This window comes from Actinopolymorpha sp. B17G11 (genome assembly GCF_040196095.1).
Classification (GTDB): Bacteria; Actinomycetota; Actinomycetes; order Propionibacteriales; family Actinopolymorphaceae; genus Thermasporomyces.
The window spans coordinates 1-19,639 of the sequence record NZ_JBEFTW010000042.1; the positions used below are offsets into that span (position 1 = coordinate 1).

Below are 19,639 nucleotides of genomic sequence, written 5' to 3' on the forward strand. Positions count from 1 at the left end.
TCTGGATTTGGCTTTGGGGTGTTCTGGTAGAGCAGGGACGTATCCGCGGACAGCTCCGCCAGCCGTCGCGCGATGTCCGGGCCCGACGCCGACACCATCGAGTCGACCTGGCAGTCGACACCCACCCGTTCGCCCGTACGCCGGATCGACCGGACGTACCACGCCGTCCCTTCGTCGTCGGTCGGCACGACGATCGCGAGCGTCGGGACGACCGGCTCGCCCGGCTCGCCCCGAAGCCGCTCGGCCGCGCGGGTCGTTCGTTCGTTGACGGCCGCCGCGATCGCCCTGCCGTCGATGAGAGTGCTCATGCCCCGATCTCCTTGCGTACGGCGTCGACGACGCTACGCCCGGCACTGACCTGCAGACGATGGCGCTCGACCTCCGCTGTCAACCGCGTCTTGACATCGACATCGCGGAGGGACCGCAGGTTGATGTCGGCGTTGACCCCCGCCGACTCCAGGCCGGCCACCGCAGAAGCCGCGGCGACCGCGATGTCGGAGACGACCGAAGGATTGGAACGACCGAGCAGGCTCTCCGCCAGCCCGACCACGCGCGCGGCCGCAGCGGCGATGTCGATGGACACCTCCGTGGCGCGGACGGTCGCGGCCCGGATGGCGGTCGCCCGCGCGGCCTTGTCGGCGTCGGTCACCTTGGGGAGCCGGAACGTCGCCATCAGGGCGTCGAAGGCCTCGGCGTCCTGCGCGACCAGTTCCACGGCGCGGGTCCGCAGCTCGTCCGCCTCGTCGCGCACACGTGTCACGTGCGGGTGGTGTTCGGCGTAGGCCTGCCTGCCGATCGTGAGGTTGGCGACCATGGCGACGAGCGCGGCGCCCATGGCGGTGCTCATCGCGGCTGCGGCTCCACCCCCCGGCGCCGGGGCCGCCGATCCGAGGGCGTCGAGCCAGGCACCGATCGTCTCGTCGTGGGTGGGTTTCGTCACGATGATCCCCCAGGTGAGCAGCAGTCGCTCACAGTACCGTCGCCCTCCGCCCCCACCGCATTGGGCCATCGCACGGGAGTCGAGCTAGCCTCCCGTCCATGGCCGATCACGTCGATCACGTCGATCACGGCGACCACGCCGTACGCGGAGGGCAGGAGCCGCCGCCGCGACGTGTCGAACGGGTCGGCGAGACCATCCGCCGCCCGGTCGCTCCCTGGACTCCGGCCGTCCACGCTCTGCTGCGGCATCTGGAGTCGGTCGGGTTTCCCTACAGTCCGCGCGTGCTCGGTTTCGACGAGCAGGGCCGCGAAGTGCTCACGTTCCTCGAAGGCGAGTCCGGTCCCGCCGGCTGGGCCAAGGTCGTGCCCGACTCGGGGTTGCGCGCCGTCGGCCGGCTGCTGCGGGAGTACCACGACGCGGTAGCGGGCTGGCGGCGCGACCCCGACCTGCTGTGGTCGAGCGGCATCCAGGAGCCCGGCGATCCGGACAACCCCGACGAGATCGTCTGCCATGGTGACTTCGGCCCGTACAACCTCGTGTGGCAGGGCGACCGGCCCACCGGCATCCTCGACTGGGACTTCGCCTATCCCGCACCGCAACGCTGCGACATCGTCTACGCCGTCGAATACCTCGCGCCGTTCCGCAGCAACGCCGAGTGCATGAAGTCGCTCGGTTATCCGGAGCCACCCAACCGCCCGCATCGCGTCGCCGTCTTCGCCGAGGCCTACGGCCTCACCTCGACCACCGCGCTCGTCGACGACGTCATCCGTACGCAGCAGGAGACGTACGACACCGTACGAAAGCTGGCCGCGGAAGGCTGCGAACCACAGGCGACCTGGGTCCAGCGGGGGTATCTGCACCTCCTCGTCCACCGGATCAGGTGGAGCGAACGCCTCCGCAGCCTCTTCGCCGGCTGAAGCCTGGTTCGCCGACCGAATCCCTGGTTCGCCAACCGAAGCCTGGTTCGAAGGCTGGCGTCCCTCCTCGCCGGCGGGGGCGACGCGAGCGGCCGAACTCCGTTTGTCGACGGTGAAGATCGTGGTGCCATAACCTTGATCTCCGCGGCCTGCGTGTTCCCGCCGGCTGGCCCGCGCGGCAAGGGGGAGCATCGTGTCGGAGGAACGCACCCGGGCCCAGATCCGCATCGTCGGGCAATGGCGGCGCGTCCGCATCACCGTTCTGGTCGTCCTGGTGCTGCTGGCTGTGCAGTGGCCCATGCGCAACGCTGTGCTCGACGCCGACCCGGCCTGGGCCGAACGCTGGGGTGCGGGCATCGCCGGCGGAGTTCCCGCCTGCGTCGTACCCGCGCGGTTGTCGTTGCTGGTCGACGTCATGTTCATCTATGCGTACGTCCTCGCCGCCTGGCGAGCCCGCGACTTCATCTGTGTCCGTGCGCCATGGTCGCGCGCGCTGTCAACGGTTGGTGTCGCGGGCGCCGGTCTTGTCTCCCTGGCCGCCGTGCTCGACGTCGCGGAGAACGTCGTCCTGTGGCAGCGGTTCGGCGCGGCGCCGCGGTCGTCGGGCGGCAGTGCGTGCCCGTCGCTCGAGGTGGCCACGCTCAGTCCGGTGATGTGGCTGGCCTGGCTCGCGGGCGTACTCGTCGTCTGCGGTGCGTTCCTCGCCGCCGTGTTGTCGCGCCGGCAGGTCGAGGGCCCCGAGCCGGCCGATCCGCGGCGCCACGACGAGGGCGGACAGATCATCTGCTGTTCCGGTGGCGGAATCCGGTCGGCCGCGTTCTCCCTCGGCGCGCTCCAGCACCTGACCGACATCGGCGAGTACCAGAAGTCCACGTCGGTCATCGGAGTGAGTGGCGGCGGCTACATCGCGGCGGCCTTCCACATCCTGCGTCGCTCCCTCACCGGCCGGCAGGGCGAGCGGACACCGTTCGCCATCGGTACGCCTGAGCTGGCCCGGCTGCGGCGGCACACCAACTACCTGATGCCGTCGGTGTCGGCGGGCGCGCGGGGCATCATGTCGTTGCTGTACGGCGCTGTCGTCAACCTCGTCCTGATCGGTGTCGGCCTTCGCCTGGTGTCCTGGGTCCTAGGCTGGGCAATCGCCGAGGTCGGCGTCGTCAACGGTCTTGGCACCCCGGACGCCGCGGTCGACTTCGCCGACGTCCCGATGTGGTACTGGCTGGGGGCTCTCGGGCCACTCGCGCTGGTCGTCGTCCTGTTTCTCGTCGAGGTCGTGGTGGACCGGTTCCGGGTGCCGCCGGACTGGTTGCGTACGGAAGGACGTGCGTTCGCGCAGGCCCTCACTCTGCCGGGCTTCCTCGCGGCCGGCCTGCTGATCGGCATGCCCATGTTGCTCGTCGCCGCCAACGACTTCGGGCAGAGCCAGGTGAGCGTGCGCTCGAACGGCGGAGCGGGCGGGCCGGACGGCGCGGGTGACGCCGGCCTCATGGCCGACCTGGCGAACGGTGTCGCGACCGGCCTGGCCAATGCCGCCAGCGGCGTCGCCGGGATCGGCGCCGCAGGTGCCGACACGGCGCTGGACTCGCAGTTCGGCTTCGCGACGCTGGCCGCGTTGGGTGCAGCGTTCCTCGCGCTCGCCCGCTCGGCCTGGAAGGGGTTGGAGACGTTCGACGTCGGTGCCGACTCTCGGGCAGGTGCCGAAGCAGATGGCCGTCCTGGCGCCGTGGGCGCGGCTCGTACGGCGGGCACGTTCGGCGTCGGGCTCCGGGACCGGCTCGTGCGGTGGGCGAGGACGACGCTGGTGCCGTGGCTCGGTTCGGCACTCCTGCTGCTCGCGGGTCTCGTGGTGCTGTCACGGTGGACGGCCGGCTATGTCGCCAGCGAGGAGTGGCGGGCGCGCTGGTGGGTGGCCGCCGTGTGCGCCGGGCTCGTCGTGCTGGTGGCTGTGTTCACCGACGCCACGCGGACGTCGTTGCATCCGTACTATCGCGAGCGCCTGTCCACTGCCTACCTCGTACGCCGCACCGGGCCGGACTCGGCGAGTGCGTACGACTATGCGATGCCGATGCCCTACTCCTCCTGGGGTGGCGCCACCGACGGCGGCCCGCAGTTGACGATCGTCGCATCGGCGAATGCGTTCGACCGCGAGTTCATCCCGCCGGACCGGGGGTGTGTGCCGTTCGTCTTCGATCCGGCGTTCACGGGTGTTGCCGGCGACGTGACCCTGCCGAGCGAGGGACTGGAGTCGACCTCGGCGTACGAAGTGCGCGCGGACCATCGCCAGCGGGACGTCACGATCGCGGGTGCCGTCGCCATCAGTGGCGCGGCGTTCGCCCCCCTGACCGGACGCGAGAACGCACGGACCCGGCCCATGCGGCTGCTCTTCGCGGTGGTCAACGCACGGCTGGGTGTGTGGCTGCCCAATCCGTACTGGGGATCGACCTCGAAGCCGTCGGAGTTCGCCCAGAAGTGGATCGACCGCGCGGAGCATGGTCGCGGTGGCGTGATGGCGCGGGTCATCGCGAAGGTCGCCGACCAGGGGGCTCACCTGGCGAGCGTGGCGGACAAGCCTGGTGCCTACCGGTTGTTCAAGGAGGCGGTCGGGCGCACGTCGCTTTATGACCGGCGGCTCTACGTCACCGACGGCGGGCACTACGACAACCTCGGGCTCGTCGAGGCGTTGCGCCGGCGGCCGCGTCGGATCATCGTCATCGACGCATCCCTCGATCCGGAGGACAGCTTCGCCACCGTGGGATCGGCGATCGCGACGGCGCGGATGGACCTCGGTGTGAATGTCAGTTTCGATCCTCGCCAGGTGCAGCGCCATGACGGGGACCGGGTCCAACGCGGCTGGGTTCGTGGGCTGGCCCGTTATCCCGACGGCAGCGAGGCGGAGGTCCTGCTGGTGAAGGCGATGCTCGCGGGCCAACTCTCCTGGGATGTCGAAGCGTACGCGCTGCGCCATGGCGACTTTCCGCTGCGTTCGACGGGCGACCAGATCTACGGCGAGTTCGACTTCGAGGCCTATCGCGCTCTCGGGCACACGTTGACGAAGGACATGTGTGAACGTCTGTGGGCCCCCGAGGTGTCGCCGGAGGTCGCGCCCGAGGTGGCGCCGGCCGACGTCGAGGGAAGAGCCGGTGGCGAAGGAAGAGCCGGTGGCGAGGCCGAGATCGAGGGCATGGCCGATGCCGTGGGTGAATCGTCAGGTCATCTGACTACCCAGGAGAACGCCGGGCGGGGCCGGTCACCGGTCGCGTGAACGACCGGCACCTGTGGACCCGCACAGGTCCGTGATCGTGCGCATGCGGTCGCCATCGTCGACGGCTTTGCCGAATCGTCACCTGACCCGCCGTCTCGGGTGACCTTCACGCCGCGCTGGTGGACGAGTAACGTGCGCATGCGATGATCACGCTACGGATCCGAGCCACGACAATGGGTGGGGATGTCACATGACGGCGCGCTTACTCACGCGTAGCGGACGTGCACCCGACGTGCGTACGGTCTCCGAAGCCCTCGCCGCGGCAAGCCTCACCACGTTTCTGCAGGTGAACGGGGTATCGGTGGCGGGGGCGGCACTCCCGCTGTTCCGACGCGGGACCACCGGCGACCTCGAGCAGGTCGTCCGCCTGGTCTTCACGCCGCCGGCCGCCGACGTCCGACGCGTCGAGCTGATCCGACCAGATGGTGGGATCGCCGTGTCGTGGACGGGGTCACTGTTCGGTGACGGCGTACTCGACCTGCTCGTAGCTGAGATCAGGTCATCCGCGACCTGGACGGTCGCGGTCACGATCGCCGGTGCGGAGCACCGTGGCACGTTGTCGGTGGCGCCCGGCCGCAAGCTGACCGTGCATCTCGTCCACCACTCCCATCTCGACATCGGATACACCGACACCCAGGGCGCCGTCCTGCGCACTCAGGTCGACTATCTCGACGCCGCGCTCGAGCTTGCGCGCGAGGGCGAGGACACCGATCCGGACACGCGCTTCCGGTGGACGGTCGAGTCGAACCTTCCCGTCCGGAGGTGGCTGCGGCATCGGCCACAAGCCACCATCGAGGAGTTCTGCCGGCTCGCCCGGATGGATGTCATCGAGGTCACGGCGATGCCGTTCAACCTGCACACCGAGATGGCGAGCCAGGAGGAACTGGCGAGCCTGCTCCGCACGGCGATCGAGCTTCGTGAGGTCCACGGCATCCCGATCCGGTCGGCGATGCACACCGACGTTCCCGGCGCGACAACCGGCTGGGTGGACGCGCTCGCCGAAGCCGGTGTGCGGTATCTGTCGGCCGCGCACAACTGGGCCGGGCGTTCGGTGCCGTACCTCGTGGACGGGCAGGACCTGACGCGACCGTTCTGGTGGCGTACGCCTGGCGGAGCGCGCCTGCTCACCTGGTTCACCGACAGTGCGCACGGTGCGGCGTACCTGGAAGGAAATCTGGTCGGACTGTCCACTTCCTATACCGACACGCTTGCTCTCCTGCCGATGTACCTTCAGGCGCTCGTGACCCGGCCGTTTCCGTTTCCCGACGGCGTTTTCGGGCTCTCCGGAATTCCGGAGGGCGCCGAGATCACGAGACGTCCGCATGAGTTCGACCTGCTCCAGCTTCGCGTCCAGGGACGGCCTTGCGACAATGCCGGGCCCAGCCGAACTCCGGCGGAGATCGCACGACGATGGAACTCCGAATGGACCTATCCGCGACTGGTGTGCGCCACCAACGGTTCCTTTCTCGCCGCCGCCGAAGCCGAGATCGGTGACCAGGTGGCCGAGCACTGCGGTGACTGGGGCGACTGGTGGGCCGACGGTGTGGGTGCGGGAGCTCGCCCGCTCGGCTACAACCGTCGTACGCAGGGAATCGTACGAGCGGCCGAAACCGTCCACCTGCTTGCCGATCTGCAGCTGGGAATGCGGCATCCGGTCCGCGAGACCGTCGACTCCATCTATGACAAGGTGGGCCTCTTCGACGAGCACACGTGGGGCGCGGCGAGTCCCTGGCATGACCACGAGGCGGGTGTGGACTCCGGCGGCCTGCAATGGACGCGCAAGCAGGAGTATGCGCACCAGGCCTATGACGAGGCGCTGGACCTGCTGCAGGGTGGAACTCACCGTCTGGGCGCGGGGGTGGGATCCGCGACCTTCACCGACGTTCTCGGCTCGCTGGCGGTCTACAACACGACCGGTCAGCCGCGTACGGACGTGGTGCGGGCATTCGTACCAGAAGGCCAGCTGAGCGGAACCCCTGTCGAGGAAGGGTTTCTGGCCGTCGTCGACACCCGCAAGGACGAACGGGTGCCGGTACGGGTCACGGCCGCGGACGGCCCGGCGACACCGCGCGGGTGGGAGCTGGAGTTCGTGGCGCGCGAGGTCCCCTCGCTGGGATGGGTACGTTTCGACCTCGTGGCCACCGGTGAGCCGTCCGATGACGCCGTCACCGAGACTGCCACCGGCAGCGGCAAGGACGCCTTGACAGTGCCGGCCGCCGTCGCCCACGACGGGTTTCCTCCCGGACCCAAGTCGGCGTACCGGCTGGCCAACGACTACTACGAACTGACCTACGACCCGACCCAGGCGATGGTGACCTCGATCGTGGATCGACGCGCCGGTCGGGAGCTCGTCAACCCGCACGCGTTGACCGGGGTCAACGAGTACATCGTCGACACCTATGGATCGGCCGCTCATGTCAACCACCTGTCAGGGCGGGTACGGGCGTCGGACCTCACTCTTCTCACCGCACGGCAGGTGGGGCGCCACGCGGTTGTCCTTCGTACGCGGCATTCCGCGCTGGGTGACGAGCTCGAGGTCGAGGTGAGAGCGCCCGGGGTCGATCGGCTTCGCACGACGATCTCGTTGCATGCGGGAGTTCCGCGGGTCGACATCACCAACCGGATCCAGAAGCCGGCAAGCTCGACGAAGGAGAGTATGTATTTCGCGTTCCCCTTGGCCGGAACGAGTGAGCCCCTCTACGAGCTCACCGGCTCCGTTGCCGGTGCCGGTGTTCCCCACGTGCCGGGAGCGCCGGCGCACATGCATGGAATTCGGCACTGGGTGGGAATCCGCGAGGACGACTATGCGATTGTCTGGGCGACGCTCGAGTCACCGCTCGTACAGTTCGGTACGATCGCGTTGCCCTACCAACCGTTCCGGTCCACGATCGATGCCGAGGTGCCGGAGCCGTCCACGATCTACTCGTGGGTCGTCAACAATCTCTGGGATACGAACTTCCCTTCCCAGCAACAAGGCGAGATGACCTTCCGATACGCGATCGCCGGCTCGTCCACCGAGTCCGTTCAGGCCCTCGGCGCGTCGACCGCGGCAGGACTCACCGATCCCCTGGTGCCCATCGTCGCGGCTGGTAAGGGAATCGCGCCCCTCGTGTCCTCGGGAAGCCTGCTGGCGGTGAACACACCGGACGTCATGGTGAGCAGCGTGGGACGGCCGCGTGACGGATCGGACGGGATCGCGGTGCGACTGCGGTCACTCGCGCTCGACACCGTCGATGCCGAACTCACCCTGGAAGGGTTCGACGCGTCGGCGGCGGCGCTCAGCACGCTCGTCGAGTACGCGACGCCCGACCTACCGGTGGAGGAGGTGCCGATCGGGGACGGCCGGGTGACGGTACGACTGCCGGCGGGAACGTCGCGTACCCTCCTGCTGCGACCCTGACCCGCGAGGAGTCGCGACTGTCAGGGGATCTCGGTGGGGGTGGCCTCGAACACCCGGATCTTCGCGGGCCCTTCGGCCGAGTCGGCGAGGACGCTGTCGAGGGCGGCCATGTGCGAGCTTGCCAGGTGGGCTTCCAGGGCTGCCGCGTCCCGCCACTCCTCCACGCAGGTGAAGAGGCAGTCGTCCTCGAGGTCGACCACGAACGCGTAGTGCAGGCAGCCGCTGTCGTCGCTGCGGGTGGCATGCTGCATCGCGATCAACGCCGCGATCGTCTCCGTGCGTCGTTCGGGGCGGGAGCGGAACACCGCGTGTACGACGATCATGCCTCAACCCTATGCCGTCGTCCCGCCTGCGGTGTATTGCGGGGAATGGCCGGGTGAGGCGGTCCGGTCGACGAGACACGAGCGCCGCGGACACCCACGACATGCTGAGATCGGCATCATGAGCGGAAGTGGAAACGAGACGCGTACCCACCGGATCGCGGTCATCCCGGGCGACGGGATCGGTGTCGACGTGACCGCCGAGGCGTGTCGGGTGGTCGACGCCGCGGGCAAGGCATACGGCTTCGACGTGGAGTGGACGTCCTACGACTGGAGCTGCGAGCGCTACACCGCCACCGGCCGGATGATGCCGGACGACGCGCTCGACCAGCTCCGCCCCCACGACGCGATCCTGCTCGGCGCCGTCGGTTATCCCGGTGTCCCTGACCACATCTCACTGTGGGGCCTGCTGATCCCGATCCGCCGGGCGTTCGAGCAGTACGTCAACCTGCGCCCGGTGCGGCTGCTCCCGGGCGTCCAGTCTCCGCTGGCCGGCCGGACCGCGAGCGATGTCGCGATGACCGTCGTACGGGAGAACTCCGAGGGCGAGTACTCCCGGGTCGGCGGGCGGCAGGGCGTCGGCGCGGACGAGATGGCCATCCAGACGTCGGTGTTCACCCGGCGCGGTGTGGAACGTGTCGTGCGGTACGCGTTCGAGCTGGCGCGGGCCCAGGACCTCCCGGTGTGCTCGGCCACGAAGTCCAACGGGATCGTCTACTCGATGCCGTTCTGGGACGAGGTCTTCGCCGTGGTCGCCGCCGACTACCCCGACGTCGCGTCGGAGCAGTGTCATGCCGATGCGTTGGCCGCGCGGATGGTGCTGGCGCCGGAGCGGCTCGGGATCATCGTGGGGTCGAACCTGTTCGGTGACCTGTTGAGCGACCTGTCGGCGGCGGTGGCGGGCGGGTTGGGCATCGCGCCGGCCGCCAACATCAACCCTGAACGTACCTACCCCTCGATGTTCGAGGCCGTCCACGGCTCGGCCCCCGACATCGCCGGGCAGGGCATCGCCAATCCGGTGGCGCAGGTCCTGACCGCGGCCATGATGCTCGACCACCTGGGTGAGGCCGGCGCGGTGGCCGGGATCGGGACGGCGGTGGACGCGGCGCTCACCGAGCCCGCGCATCGCACGCCCGACCTGGGCGGCCGGGCGACGACGACGGAGTGCGGGTCGGCCATCGTGGCGGCCCTGTGAGTTGATCCGGATCCGCGCGCCTGCGAAGGTCTCCCCGGCTGGGTGCCGATCCCTTCCAACAGGTCGGGGCTCGGGTGCGGCGCGACACCGAACTCGTCGCGTTTTCAGCGCGTTCTCCAGCAGTTCCGGATCATCCGGGATAACGTCTTTTGGTGGGCCGGACTCACCCGGACGGAATTCGCGGAATGATCGATTTCTTGAAATATTCTCATCGTCGCGGCGCCATACATGGATTGTTTGCCGAGTGGGCTGACCACTGCCTTTCGGCAAGCGGTGTGGCTGACGCGATCTCGGGTCGATCATGAGGAACGAAATCGCCGCCGTGCCGGCTGTCTCCGCCGTGCCGGCCGTCTCCCCGGCGAGATTCGTTCTCGACCGCGCCGCCAACCTGGCCGTTCGCGTGTGGATGCTGTCTGTCGTCCTGTTCGGCACAGCGCTGCTCTCCGGCGCCGGGATCATTCAGACCGTACGCCAGCTTCCCTTGTGGATCTGGGCTCTCGTCATCGTGGTTCTCGCGCCGCCGGTGATCCAGGCCCGAAGCTGGAAGCGTGCCTCGGTGGCGACGAGAGGTCTGGTGCGGTGGAAGGGCCGGGTCGCGCTCATTCTCCTGTTCGAGGCCGCGAACTACTCGCTGCTGTATCTTCTCGGAGTCGCGTTGGGCGGAGAAGCGGAATACCAGTCGCACATGAACGCGTACGTCACGTTCATGATGAGTGCCGGCACGAGCTACCTGAGTTTCCTCGCCGTTTTCTACTGCGCCTGCACATTGCGGTTTCCGATCATCGACCGCCTCGCGTCGGTGATCTCGCGTCCTCCTGTGCGGTTGCCGTCGCCCGCCAGGTCGACGTCCGGTAATGCCCTTCGCCAGCCTTCGACGACCCACGTGGCAATGGACCCGAGCGATTGCCGATCGAGGACAGGGATGCTCGCCAAGGGAGACGAACGTCCAGGGACTGGACATGGTCGGCTACCGTAGGCGCGGCGCAGGGTGCTCCCGGGGACCGGTGTCGTTCGCCGGAGCACCTCTCAGTGCCGTGCAGGTCGAGGGAAGGGTCGTAGGTGTCAAGTACCGCCGGTCAAGGCGACCCTGACACCTCATCCCCTGATCCAGCCTCACCCGCCGATCCGGCCTCACCCGCCGATCCGGCCTCACCCGCCGATCCGGCACCGACCGGCAACGGCCGGCGGCGGCGGTTCGACATCCGCAAGATCGTGGTCGACACTCGCCCGCTGGCGGTCCGCCCGTACCGTCGGCTCTGGACGTCCACGATCGTCACCTCGGTCGGCAGCCAGCTCACGGCGGTCGCCGTCCCCAAGCAGATCTACGACATCACCGGCTCGTCGGCGTACGTCGGACTCTCGGGTCTCGTCGCCCTCGCCCCGCTGGTGGTCTTCGCGCTGTGGGGCGGCGCCATCGCCGACGCGGTGGACCGGCGGAAGCTGCTGCTCGTCACCAACACCGGGATCGCGGTCACCTCGCTGCTGCTGTGGGCACAGGCGGCGGCCGGCATGAACTCCGTCTGGGTGCTGTTCGTCCTGCTCGGCATGCAGCAGGCCTGCGCCGGCGCGAACCAGCCCGCCCGGAGCGCGTCGATCCCGCGGCTCGTGCCCGCGCACCTGCTGCCGGCGGCCAACGCCCTGAACTCGACCGTCTTCCAGACCGGTTCGATCATCGGCCCGCTGCTGGCGGGTTCCCTGATCCCGGTCCTGGGTCTGTCCACGCTCTACCTCATCGACTCCATCGCCCTCACCGTGACGCTCTGGGCGGTGTACCGGCTGCCGCCGTTGCCGCCCCTGAACGGTGCGCCGAAGCGGGCGGGGCTCCGCCATGTGCTCGAGGGTTTCGCCTACCTCGCGACGCGGCGGATCCTGCTGGTGTCGTTCCTCGCCGACATCATCGCGATGGTGCTCGGGATGCCGCGGGCGCTCTTCCCGCAGATGGCGCAGGAGACGTTCGGTGACCCGCCCGGCGGTGGTCTCGCGCTGGGTATCCTCTTCGCCGCCATCCCGCTGGGAGCGGTTCTGGGCGGCCTGTTCTCCGGGGTGTTCTCCCGGGTACGCAGGCACGGTGTCGCCGTCGTCCTCGCCGTCTGTGGCTGGGGCCTCGCGATCATCGGTTTCGGCCTGTCGCCGTGGCTGTGGCTGGCGGCGGTGTTCCTCGGGCTCGCGGGCGTCGCCGACCTGGTGAGCATGGTGTTCCGCGGCACGATCCTGCAGACCGCGGCGACCGACGAGATGCGCGGCCGGATGCAGGGCGCGTTCACCGTGGTGGTGGCCGGAGGTCCACGACTCGCCGACCTGCTGCACGGAACCGCGGGCGCCGCGGTGGGTACGTCGATGGCGGTGAGCGGCGGTGGCGTCCTCGTCGTCGTGGTGATGCTCGCGGCGGTGGCGGCGTTCCCGGTGTTCTGGCACTACCGCGGCCCCGGACCGGAGAAGAACGAAACCTGAGTACGCGCCGGCGCCGCCGCCGATCAGCAGTGCACCTGAGCGTGCGTGCACCTGAGCGTGCGTGCACCTGAAGGCCACCCGTGGACGACGTCCCGCGACGTTGGCCGGCGACGGTCAGAGTCGGACAAGTCACCGCATTCCGGCCTATGCTTCGGCCACCTTGCTCGCCCGGCCGGTAGGGGGCCACCGTGCGCCGACGGTATTCGACCATCCCCGTGGGCGCGGCCGCGCTCGGGTTGCTGGCGACAATGGCGTTCACCGCCAGCGCCCCGCCTTCGCGGGCGGCGCACGTGGTTGGCACCCCATCGGTCGGCGTCAGGACCGTCCAGGTCGACGTCACCGTCGGACCGGCCAGGGACACCACCTGCCGGATCGTCGGCGACCTGTACCAACCCGCGACCGCCACCGCCGAGACGCCCCAGCCGGCGATCCTCACCACCCACGGCTTCGGCGGCAGCAAGGACGACCAGGCCGGTCTCGCGCACCGGCTCGCCGAGCAGGACTACGTGGTGCTGGCGTACTCCGGACTTGGTTTTGGTGGTACGCAGTGCAAGATCCACCTTGACGACCCCGACTGGGACGGCCTGGCGGCGCGCCAACTCGTCGACTACCTGGCCGGGCAGCGGGCGGACGCCGACGGCGACCGGCTCGACCTGGTGGCCCTCGACGGTCCCGGCGATCCCAAGGTCGGCATGTTCGGCGGCTCGTACGGCGGACACGTGCAGTTCGCGGCTGCGGCCGTGGACGACCGGATCGACGCCCTCGTCCCGGCCATCACGTGGAACGACCTCGACTACGCACTGGCTCCCACCAACGCCGGGCTCACTCCCGGCACTGTCACCTCGGCCGAGCCGGGTGTCTTCAAGCGGATGTGGGCGGACCTCTTCGCCGCGCTCGGCGTCCTGCGCGGCGCCGAGCACGCGCTCGGCGACCCGCGCCGGCTGACCGGCTGCCCGAACTTCGCCGACCAGATCTGCCCGGCGCTGATCGAGGCCAACGTCGCCGGCTTCCCGTCGGCTGAGACCCGCGCCATGCTGCGCCACGCGTCCGTCGCGTCGTACGTCGAGAAGGTGCGCGCGCCCACGCTGCTGCTCCAGGGGCAGGACGACACCCTCTTCAACCTTCAGGAGGCGATCGCCACCTATCGCGCCCTCGACGCGCAGGGGACGCCGGTCCGCATGGTCTGGCAGTCGTGGGGGCACTCCGGCCAGACGCCCGCGCCGGGTGAGATCGACCTGAGTGGCGCCCGCGACCCGATGACGACGTACGAAGGCCGCCGGGTGCTGGACTGGTTCGCCTACTGGCTGCGCGACGACCACACCGCCTCGCTCGGGCCGCCACTGGCGTACTTCCGCGACTGGGTCCGCTACGACGGCGCGGCACCCGCCGGCGCTGAGCCCGCCTACGGCACCGCGGACGCCTACCCGGTCGGCGGGACCCAGCGGTTGTACCTGTCCGGCGACCGGAGCCTGACCCCGGTGCCCGGCGATGTCGTCGCCGGCGCCCAGACCTGGGTCAACCTCGCCGCGGGCGTGCCGTCGTCGTACTCCGAGCTGCCGCCGGAACTGGAGGCGATCCCGCCGTACGACACGGCCGGTACGCACGCCGCCTGGACCACCGCGCCGCTCACCGGCGACGTCGAGACCGTGGGCGTGCCGACCCTCGACGTCACGCTGCGGTCGCCGCTGGCCGGGGTCACCCAGGCCACCGGACCAGGTGGGCGGCTGATCGTGTTCGCCAAGCTGTACGACGTGGCGCCCGACGGTGCGCTCACGCTCGTCCACCGGCTGGTTTCACCGGTCCGCGTGGCCGACGTCACCGACCCGAGGCCGCTGCACATCGAGCTGCCCGGCATCGTCCACCGCTGGCCGGCCGGCCACCGCATCCGGGTGGTCCTGGCCGCCAGCGATGCGGTGTACGCCAACAACACCGCGGTCCTGCCGGTGACCGTGCGGACGACGGCCGCGGATCCGCCGGTCCTCACCCTCCCCGTCCCGGGCCCGGATGCTGTCCCGGGACCAGGGCCTGTCCTGGGCCGGAAGGCTGCCCTGGGCCCGGATGCGGAGCCCGCCCGGTCTGGCCGATGATGGGCGCATGCCGAAACCGCGCATCCTGCTCACCGGCGCCGCGGGTGGGGTGGGCCAGCTACTGCTGCCCGGCCTGGTCGAGTCCTACGACGTGGTCCTGACCGATCGCGTGCCCGCGCCCGGGATGGTCACCGGCGACCTGGCCGACCCGGACTTCCTGGCCAAGGTCACCTCCGGTGTCGACTCGATCGTCCACCTGGCGGCCAACCCGGACGCGGGCGCGACCTGGGACGAGCTCCGTACCCCCAACGTCGACGTGGTCGCCAGCATCCTGGCCACCGAAGTGCCACGCGTGGTGCTCGCCAGCTCGGTCCACGTGATGGGTGCGTACGCCGGACATCGGCAGGTCCCGGTCGACCCCGACTGGGCCCCGGCGCCGTGCTGTGCGTACGGCGCGACGAAGGCCCTGGCAGAGGCGCTCGCGCGCGTCCGTGCGTACCAGACGGGCAGGTCGGTCGTGGCACTGCGGCTTGGTGCGACGTCGGCGGAGCCGGGCGACGTCACGGCGTTGGCGGGGTGGCTCGGACCGGCCGACCTCCAACAGCTGGTGGTCCGCGCGCTGGAGGCCGACGTGACGTTCGCGGTGTGCCACGGCGTGTCGGCCAACACCCGAAGCGACTGGCTCGTCCGCAACCCGATCGGCTACGAGCCCGTCCTCGACTCGGAGGACTACGCCGACCAGGTGCCTGTCGACGACTACTGGGCGTTGTGCTCTCCCGGCAGTGGGACACCGCGGTAGGGAACGTACTGCCCGGGCTCGTCGGGCGGCTGAACGCGGCGAACGGGTCCGCCACTGGTGCCCGCCTCCGGGTCGATGACGACCGGGCGTCGTACTCTCCAGGAAGTGGAAGCAGGGTAGGGTCCGCGTCGGCGCTGGCGATCCGAGTCGTTCGTACGACCGGATCGTAGGTCCGGCGCACACGGGAGGAACGGAGGGCGCCGTGGCGAACCCGCATCGGGTGATCCTCGACACCGATATCGGCTCCGACGTCGATGACGCGCTGGCCCTGGCCATGCTGTTCGGCGCGACCGATATCGAGCTGCTCGGGGTGACGACGGTCTATGGTGACGTCGATCTTCGCGCCCGGATCGCCCGACGCCTGGCGCGGCTGGCCGGGCACGACGGGCTCGCCGTGGCCTCGGGCGCTGAGCGCCCGCTGTCCGGTGCCGAGGCCTGGTGGGCGGGCTTCGAGGGTCAGCTCTACTCCGACCTGGGTGGCGAAGTGTTTATGGAGGACGTCACCGCGGCTGAGTTCCTCGCCCAGACGGCCGCCGACATCCCAGGCGAGCTGGACGTCGTGGCGGTCGGGCCGTTGACCAACCTCGCGGCGGCGATCCGGACCGATCCGGCGTTCGTGAGCAACGTGCGGCGGGTCTATGTGATGGGTGGCCGCTTCGACGTACGGGAGCAGGCGGAGCACAACTTCAAGTGCGATGCCGAGGCGGCCGCGGAGGTCTTCGCGTCGGGGATTCCGGTGACCGTCGTCGGCCTCGAGATCACCACGAGAGCTCGCATCGGGCCGGACGAGCTCGCACCGATCGCGGCCGCCGGTGCACTCGGCCGCCAGATCGAGGCGGAGGTGCACCAGTGGTGGCAGTACACCGAGCACCAGTGGAACCACCCGCACGATCCCATCGCCGTCCTCGCCATGCTGCGACCGGACCTGCTCGGCCTGACGGGGCCCGTTCGGGTACGCGTCGAGCCGGAGGGTGACCTGGCCGGCGTCAGCGTGGCCGAACCGGTGCCCGTCGGCGAGGGTGTGGACACGGCGCGCGCGACGTACGTCGTCGACAGGATCAACGTGGCGGGTGCGGTGGCGGCGACGGTCGCGCTGATCAAGGCCGCCGGCGACCTGGGGCCGTCCTGAGGTGACGAGAGCTGGTAGGGGCCGGCGCGCGGGTTCATGATCATGCACGGGAAACCGGCGGCTTCGAGGACCGACAGACCCCGGTCTCCCGTGCGTGATCATGGTCCGGCACCCGTCGAGGTACTCAACCCGCGCGGGTGAACGCAGCGGTGGCGCCGGCCGGCAGCCGGTAGGTGTAGGCCGTACCCGCCCAGGACACCTCGAACGTTGCCACCCGCTGTCCGGCGTTGTAGACGACCTCCAGCTGGGTACCGTCAGGCAGGCTCGCCGTCCGGCGCTGCAGGTCACCCTCGCCGGTGGTGGTCACGGCGGGCACGGCCGCGTTCGCACCCGCGGCGGCCGCGTTCGCACCCACAGCGGCGGCGTTGGATGCGATCGCGCCCTCCGGCGCCAGGAGGTTCAGCTCGTGGATCGACCACCAGCTGCCCGAGCTGCCCGTGTTGACGATCCGGACGTACCGCGCCTGAACCGGTGGGACGAGAACCCGGAGCTGCGTACGCCCACCGCCGCGGGCGATCGGCTCGCCCCATGTCTCGCCGTCGTCGGAGACGTAGACCTCGTAGCCGCGAACGAAGTCGCCGGGGCTCCCCAAAGTGTCGAGGCTGATCTCGCTGAACGCCGTCGGCGCGCCGAGGTCGACCTGGAACCAGTCCCCTGGTGCCATGCCGGCGCCGGTGCTCCACCGGGTGGCGGGGTCGTCGTCGATCGCCTGCGCGGCCGGATCCTCCGGGGCGCTGGCCGACGCGGACACCACCCAGCCGTCTCGCGGCAGCGCGGTCGGCGTACCGGGTGGTTCGAGCGCGCCACCGGTCGGTACGGAATAGCCGAGCCAGTTCTCCCCGACCCGGACCTGGTCGAGAGAGGCGAGCAGCCCGGCGTCGTAGCTCACGACCGGCCGGCTGCCGTCAGCGGCCCTGAAGGCGAGGTCGACCTGCCCGATCGTGTCGGCATCGGGCTCGCCGTGTTGGCGACCCGACCACACGAACGTCGCCGCGGCTCCTGGGGCGAGTGCGTAGGAGAGCCACCGGTCACCCCACTGGATCTGGAAGGTCGTGCGTTCGGTCCCGGAGTTGTGCGCCACCACGGCCTTCGAGCCGTCGGGGTTGACGAACGCGACGTCTGCGACGTTGCCGGCGCCCAGCGTGTTCGAGGCGATCCGGCGGGCGCCCGGCCGGACGAACTTGCTGGCATGGCCGAGCGCGTAGTAGTCGACCGTCTTCGCGTAGTCCCAACCCCCGTTGGCGTCCTGCGTCACCTTCAGCACACCGCGGCAGGTGAGGCAGCCACCGTTGGTGGGGCCGTTGGCCGCGTCGAGCGCCATGTTCCACCGGACGACGGACTTGGCCCAGTCGCGCGTGGAGTTGATGACGAGACCGATCGCACCGGCGAACCCGTCCTCGTCTGTGCCTTCCCATTCCCCGCCCGAACATTCGGTGTGATAGGCCGGCTTGGCCGGATAGTTGTTGTGGGACAGGGACTGCGCCCGCACATCGCCGCCGTAGCAGTGCCATGCGGTGCCGTGGACATGGCGCGCCGTTTCGGGGTCGGCGTAGAGGCTTTCCGGATAGCTGATGACGTCCCAGTTGTGGTCGTATCCGAGAATCCTGGTGTCGAGTTCGTGCTTGCGCAGCGTGGGTCCGAGGTGGTTTCGAATCAGCTCGCCCGCTTCCTCGGCGCTCAGGCCGAGGCCCGGATATCCACCGGGGATGTAGAGCGGTTCGTTGTTGGGCGAGATGTAGCGGATGGGAATTCCCTCGTCGGCGTACGCCTGGATGAACTTCGCGAAATAGTCGGCGAGTGGTTGGTAGGCGTCGGGTTCGAGAGTGCCGCCGATCATGTTGTCGCTGGTCTTCATCCACCCGGGCGGGCTCCATGGCGAGGCCATCAGGGTGACCTGCGGGTTGAGCTTCCGGGCCTGGGTGAGCAACGGAATGATGTAGGCACGATCGTGGTCGATGGAGAAGTGGGCGAGAGTCGGGTCGGTCTCACCCGCCGGCATGTCGTCGTAGGAGTAGTTGCCCTCGACGGCAAAGTCGCTCGCTCCCATGGGTTGCCGGACGAAGCTCAGGCCGATCCCGTCGCGCGCGCTGAACAGGTCGCGCATCGCGGCGTTGCGTCGTTCGGTGTCCAGGCGGGTGCCGACCAGCCAGGCGGACGAGTCGGTGAACGACGCGCCGAAGCCCTCCATGCGCTGGTATCTGCGGGTCTCGTCGATCGCGATCGTCGATCCTTCGGGGGCGCCACCACGCCGCCATGACACGCTCGGTGCCTGCGTCAGGTACGTCCCGGCCGCCGGATCACTGACCCAGACGTCGACGCCGTCCGCCGGTGCCGCCGGGACGTCCGGGCTCGCCGAGTCTGCGGCCGCGGTCGTGCCCAGTGACGCGGCCACCATGGCGACACCGAGAGCCAGGCCATACAGTCGTCGAGGCATCCGTCCCCCTCCCAGGTCCTGGGCGGAACCTAAGCCCGGTCGAGGTCGTGGTCAATCCCGGTCGTCAGGCGCGACCAGATCGGCCATGCGTTCGTCATCATGCGTGCCACCGAGCGGACGGCGTTTTCCTTGCGGTGAAGGCGGATCTGGCGCTACGCCGTGCGGGTGCCGACCAGTAGGGAGTTGGCGAGATCAGGGAGTACGACCTCCACCGACACGAGCCGCGGGTTGCCGAAGAAGAAGTCCCGCTTGGGATCGTTCGTTCGCCAAGGTGAGTCGACCGGCAGCTTGGCGAGCGGTGTGACGTCGTCGAAGACCAACCGACCGCCGATCCGCAACAGGTCTATGGTTGCGTCGCCTTCGTTCCATCCGCCGTCGACGAAGAGCAGGTCGTACGGCGCGTGATCGGCGAGCACGAGTTGCGCATCGCCGTGAACGACGCGCACCCGTGAGTCGCCGCGGAACACCTTCGCGGCCGCCTGGGCGCGCGCGTCGTCGACCTCCACCGTCACCAGCGTGGCGGAGTCCGGCATTGCCGAGGCCATCCATGCTGTGCCGACGCCGGTGCCGGTCCCGGTCTCGCCGATCCGCCCGTCATGGCACCCCGCCGCGAGCATCGCGAGGATCCGCCCGGCGTCGGGCAGTGAGCACGAGGGGCCCTGGCCGCCCGCTTCCTCGCGGCTGGCAGGGAACCTGAGGTCGCGGGCCGCCGCCAGGGCTTCGCGTACCAGAGCTGGAAAGTCGTTGTCGTTGCCCGCTGTCATC

At 69.6% G+C, this 19,639-nt stretch carries 14 protein-coding genes; 9 read left to right on the forward strand and 5 right to left on the reverse strand.

From position 1 onward, the window contains the following. Together ABN028_RS30180 and ABN028_RS30185 are read right to left on the reverse strand one after the other, a co-directional pair. Positions 1–308, reverse strand: a 308-nt coding sequence (locus ABN028_RS30180) for a tetrahydrofolate dehydrogenase/cyclohydrolase catalytic domain-containing protein (RefSeq protein ID WP_349698949.1), incomplete at its 3' end; no start/stop codon positions are given. Next, a complete protein-coding gene (locus ABN028_RS30185) occupies positions 305–940 on the reverse strand; it encodes a cyclodeaminase/cyclohydrolase family protein (protein WP_349698950.1) in 636 nt (211 codons plus the stop codon). The genes ABN028_RS30185 and ABN028_RS30180, both read right to left, overlap by 4 nt. A 98-nt stretch (positions 941–1,038) precedes the next feature. Here ABN028_RS30185 and ABN028_RS30190 point away from each other — a divergent pair, with 98 nt between their 5' ends. From ABN028_RS30190 to ABN028_RS30200, 3 genes are all read left to right on the forward strand, one after another. Further along, the gene (locus ABN028_RS30190; RefSeq protein ID WP_349698951.1) at positions 1,039–1,857 is read left to right on the forward strand and encodes an aminoglycoside phosphotransferase family protein; all 819 of its coding nucleotides are present in this window, start codon (positions 1,039–1,041) and stop codon (positions 1,855–1,857) included. Positions 1,858–2,050: 193 nt separating this feature from the next. Continuing rightward, positions 2,051–5,119, forward strand: a complete 3,069-nt coding sequence (locus ABN028_RS30195; RefSeq protein ID WP_349698952.1) for a patatin-like phospholipase domain-containing protein — start codon at positions 2,051–2,053, stop codon at positions 5,117–5,119. 190 nt (positions 5,120–5,309) lie between these two features. Beyond that, positions 5,310–8,519, forward strand: coding sequence for a glycoside hydrolase family 38 N-terminal domain-containing protein (locus ABN028_RS30200; RefSeq protein WP_349698953.1), 3,210 nt, complete (start codon positions 5,310–5,312; stop codon positions 8,517–8,519). 20 nt (positions 8,520–8,539) lie between these two features. Here ABN028_RS30200 and ABN028_RS30205 read toward each other — a convergent pair whose 3' ends face one another. Next, a complete protein-coding gene (locus tag ABN028_RS30205; RefSeq protein WP_349331174.1) occupies positions 8,540–8,842 on the reverse strand; it encodes a putative quinol monooxygenase in 303 nt (100 codons plus the stop codon). A 118-nt stretch (positions 8,843–8,960) separates the two neighbouring features. Between ABN028_RS30205 and ABN028_RS30210 the strand changes: the two genes are divergently transcribed. From ABN028_RS30210 to ABN028_RS30235, 6 genes are all read left to right on the forward strand, one after another. Further along, positions 8,961–10,034 (forward strand): tartrate dehydrogenase, encoded by a 1,074-nt coding sequence (locus ABN028_RS30210; RefSeq protein ID WP_349698954.1) that lies wholly within the window; start codon positions 8,961–8,963, stop codon positions 10,032–10,034. A gap of 301 nt (positions 10,035–10,335) precedes the next feature. Further along, positions 10,336–11,010 carry a hypothetical protein gene (locus tag ABN028_RS30215; protein WP_349698955.1) on the forward strand — a complete coding sequence of 225 codons (675 nt, stop codon included), beginning with the start codon at positions 10,336–10,338 and terminating at the stop codon, positions 11,008–11,010. An 83-nt stretch (positions 11,011–11,093) separates the two neighbouring features. Next, a complete protein-coding gene (locus ABN028_RS30220; RefSeq protein ID WP_349698956.1) occupies positions 11,094–12,485 on the forward strand; it encodes an MFS transporter in 1,392 nt (463 codons plus the stop codon). Positions 12,486–12,673: 188 nt separating this feature from the next. Then, positions 12,674–14,572 carry an alpha/beta fold hydrolase gene (locus tag ABN028_RS30225; RefSeq protein WP_349698957.1) on the forward strand — a complete coding sequence of 633 codons (1,899 nt, stop codon included), beginning with the start codon at positions 12,674–12,676 and terminating at the stop codon, positions 14,570–14,572. A 7-nt stretch (positions 14,573–14,579) separates the two neighbouring features. Then, positions 14,580–15,311, forward strand: a complete 732-nt coding sequence (locus ABN028_RS30230; RefSeq protein WP_349698958.1) for an NAD-dependent epimerase/dehydratase family protein — start codon at positions 14,580–14,582, stop codon at positions 15,309–15,311. A 202-nt stretch (positions 15,312–15,513) separates the two neighbouring features. Next, a complete protein-coding gene (locus ABN028_RS30235; protein WP_349698959.1) occupies positions 15,514–16,440 on the forward strand; it encodes a nucleoside hydrolase in 927 nt (308 codons plus the stop codon). A gap of 124 nt (positions 16,441–16,564) precedes the next feature. Here ABN028_RS30235 and ABN028_RS30240 read toward each other — a convergent pair whose 3' ends face one another. Both ABN028_RS30240 and ABN028_RS30245 read right to left on the reverse strand, forming a co-directional pair. Then, on the reverse strand, positions 16,565–18,874 hold the full coding sequence (locus tag ABN028_RS30240; protein ID WP_349698960.1) for a discoidin domain-containing protein: 2,310 nt from the start codon (positions 18,872–18,874) through the stop codon (positions 16,565–16,567). 152 nt (positions 18,875–19,026) lie between these two features. Beyond that, positions 19,027–19,638: an O-methyltransferase gene (locus tag ABN028_RS30245; RefSeq protein WP_349698961.1), complete on the reverse strand. Its 612-nt coding sequence runs from the start codon at positions 19,636–19,638 to the stop codon at positions 19,027–19,029. Between the last annotated feature and the right edge of the window lies 1 nt (position 19,639).

Bases quoted from the DNA above. Each gene is read 5' to 3' on its own strand.
- ABN028_RS30190 (WP_349698951.1), top strand. From the start codon at position 1,039: ATGGCCGATCACGTCGATCACGTCGATCACGGCGACCACGCCGTACGC.
- ABN028_RS30245 (WP_349698961.1), bottom strand. From the start codon at position 19,638: ATGACAGCGGGCAACGACAACGACTTTCCAGCTCTGGTACGCGAAGCC.
- ABN028_RS30230 (WP_349698958.1), top strand. From the start codon at position 14,580: ATGCCGAAACCGCGCATCCTGCTCACCGGCGCCGCGGGTGGGGTGGGC.
- ABN028_RS30210 (WP_349698954.1), top strand. From the start codon at position 8,961: ATGAGCGGAAGTGGAAACGAGACGCGTACCCACCGGATCGCGGTCATC.
- ABN028_RS30215 (WP_349698955.1), top strand. From the start codon at position 10,336: ATGAGGAACGAAATCGCCGCCGTGCCGGCTGTCTCCGCCGTGCCGGCC.
- ABN028_RS30200 (WP_349698953.1), top strand. From the start codon at position 5,310: ATGACGGCGCGCTTACTCACGCGTAGCGGACGTGCACCCGACGTGCGT.
- ABN028_RS30240 (WP_349698960.1), bottom strand. From the start codon at position 18,874: ATGCCTCGACGACTGTATGGCCTGGCTCTCGGTGTCGCCATGGTGGCC.
- ABN028_RS30205 (WP_349331174.1), bottom strand. From the start codon at position 8,842: ATGATCGTCGTACACGCGGTGTTCCGCTCCCGCCCCGAACGACGCACG.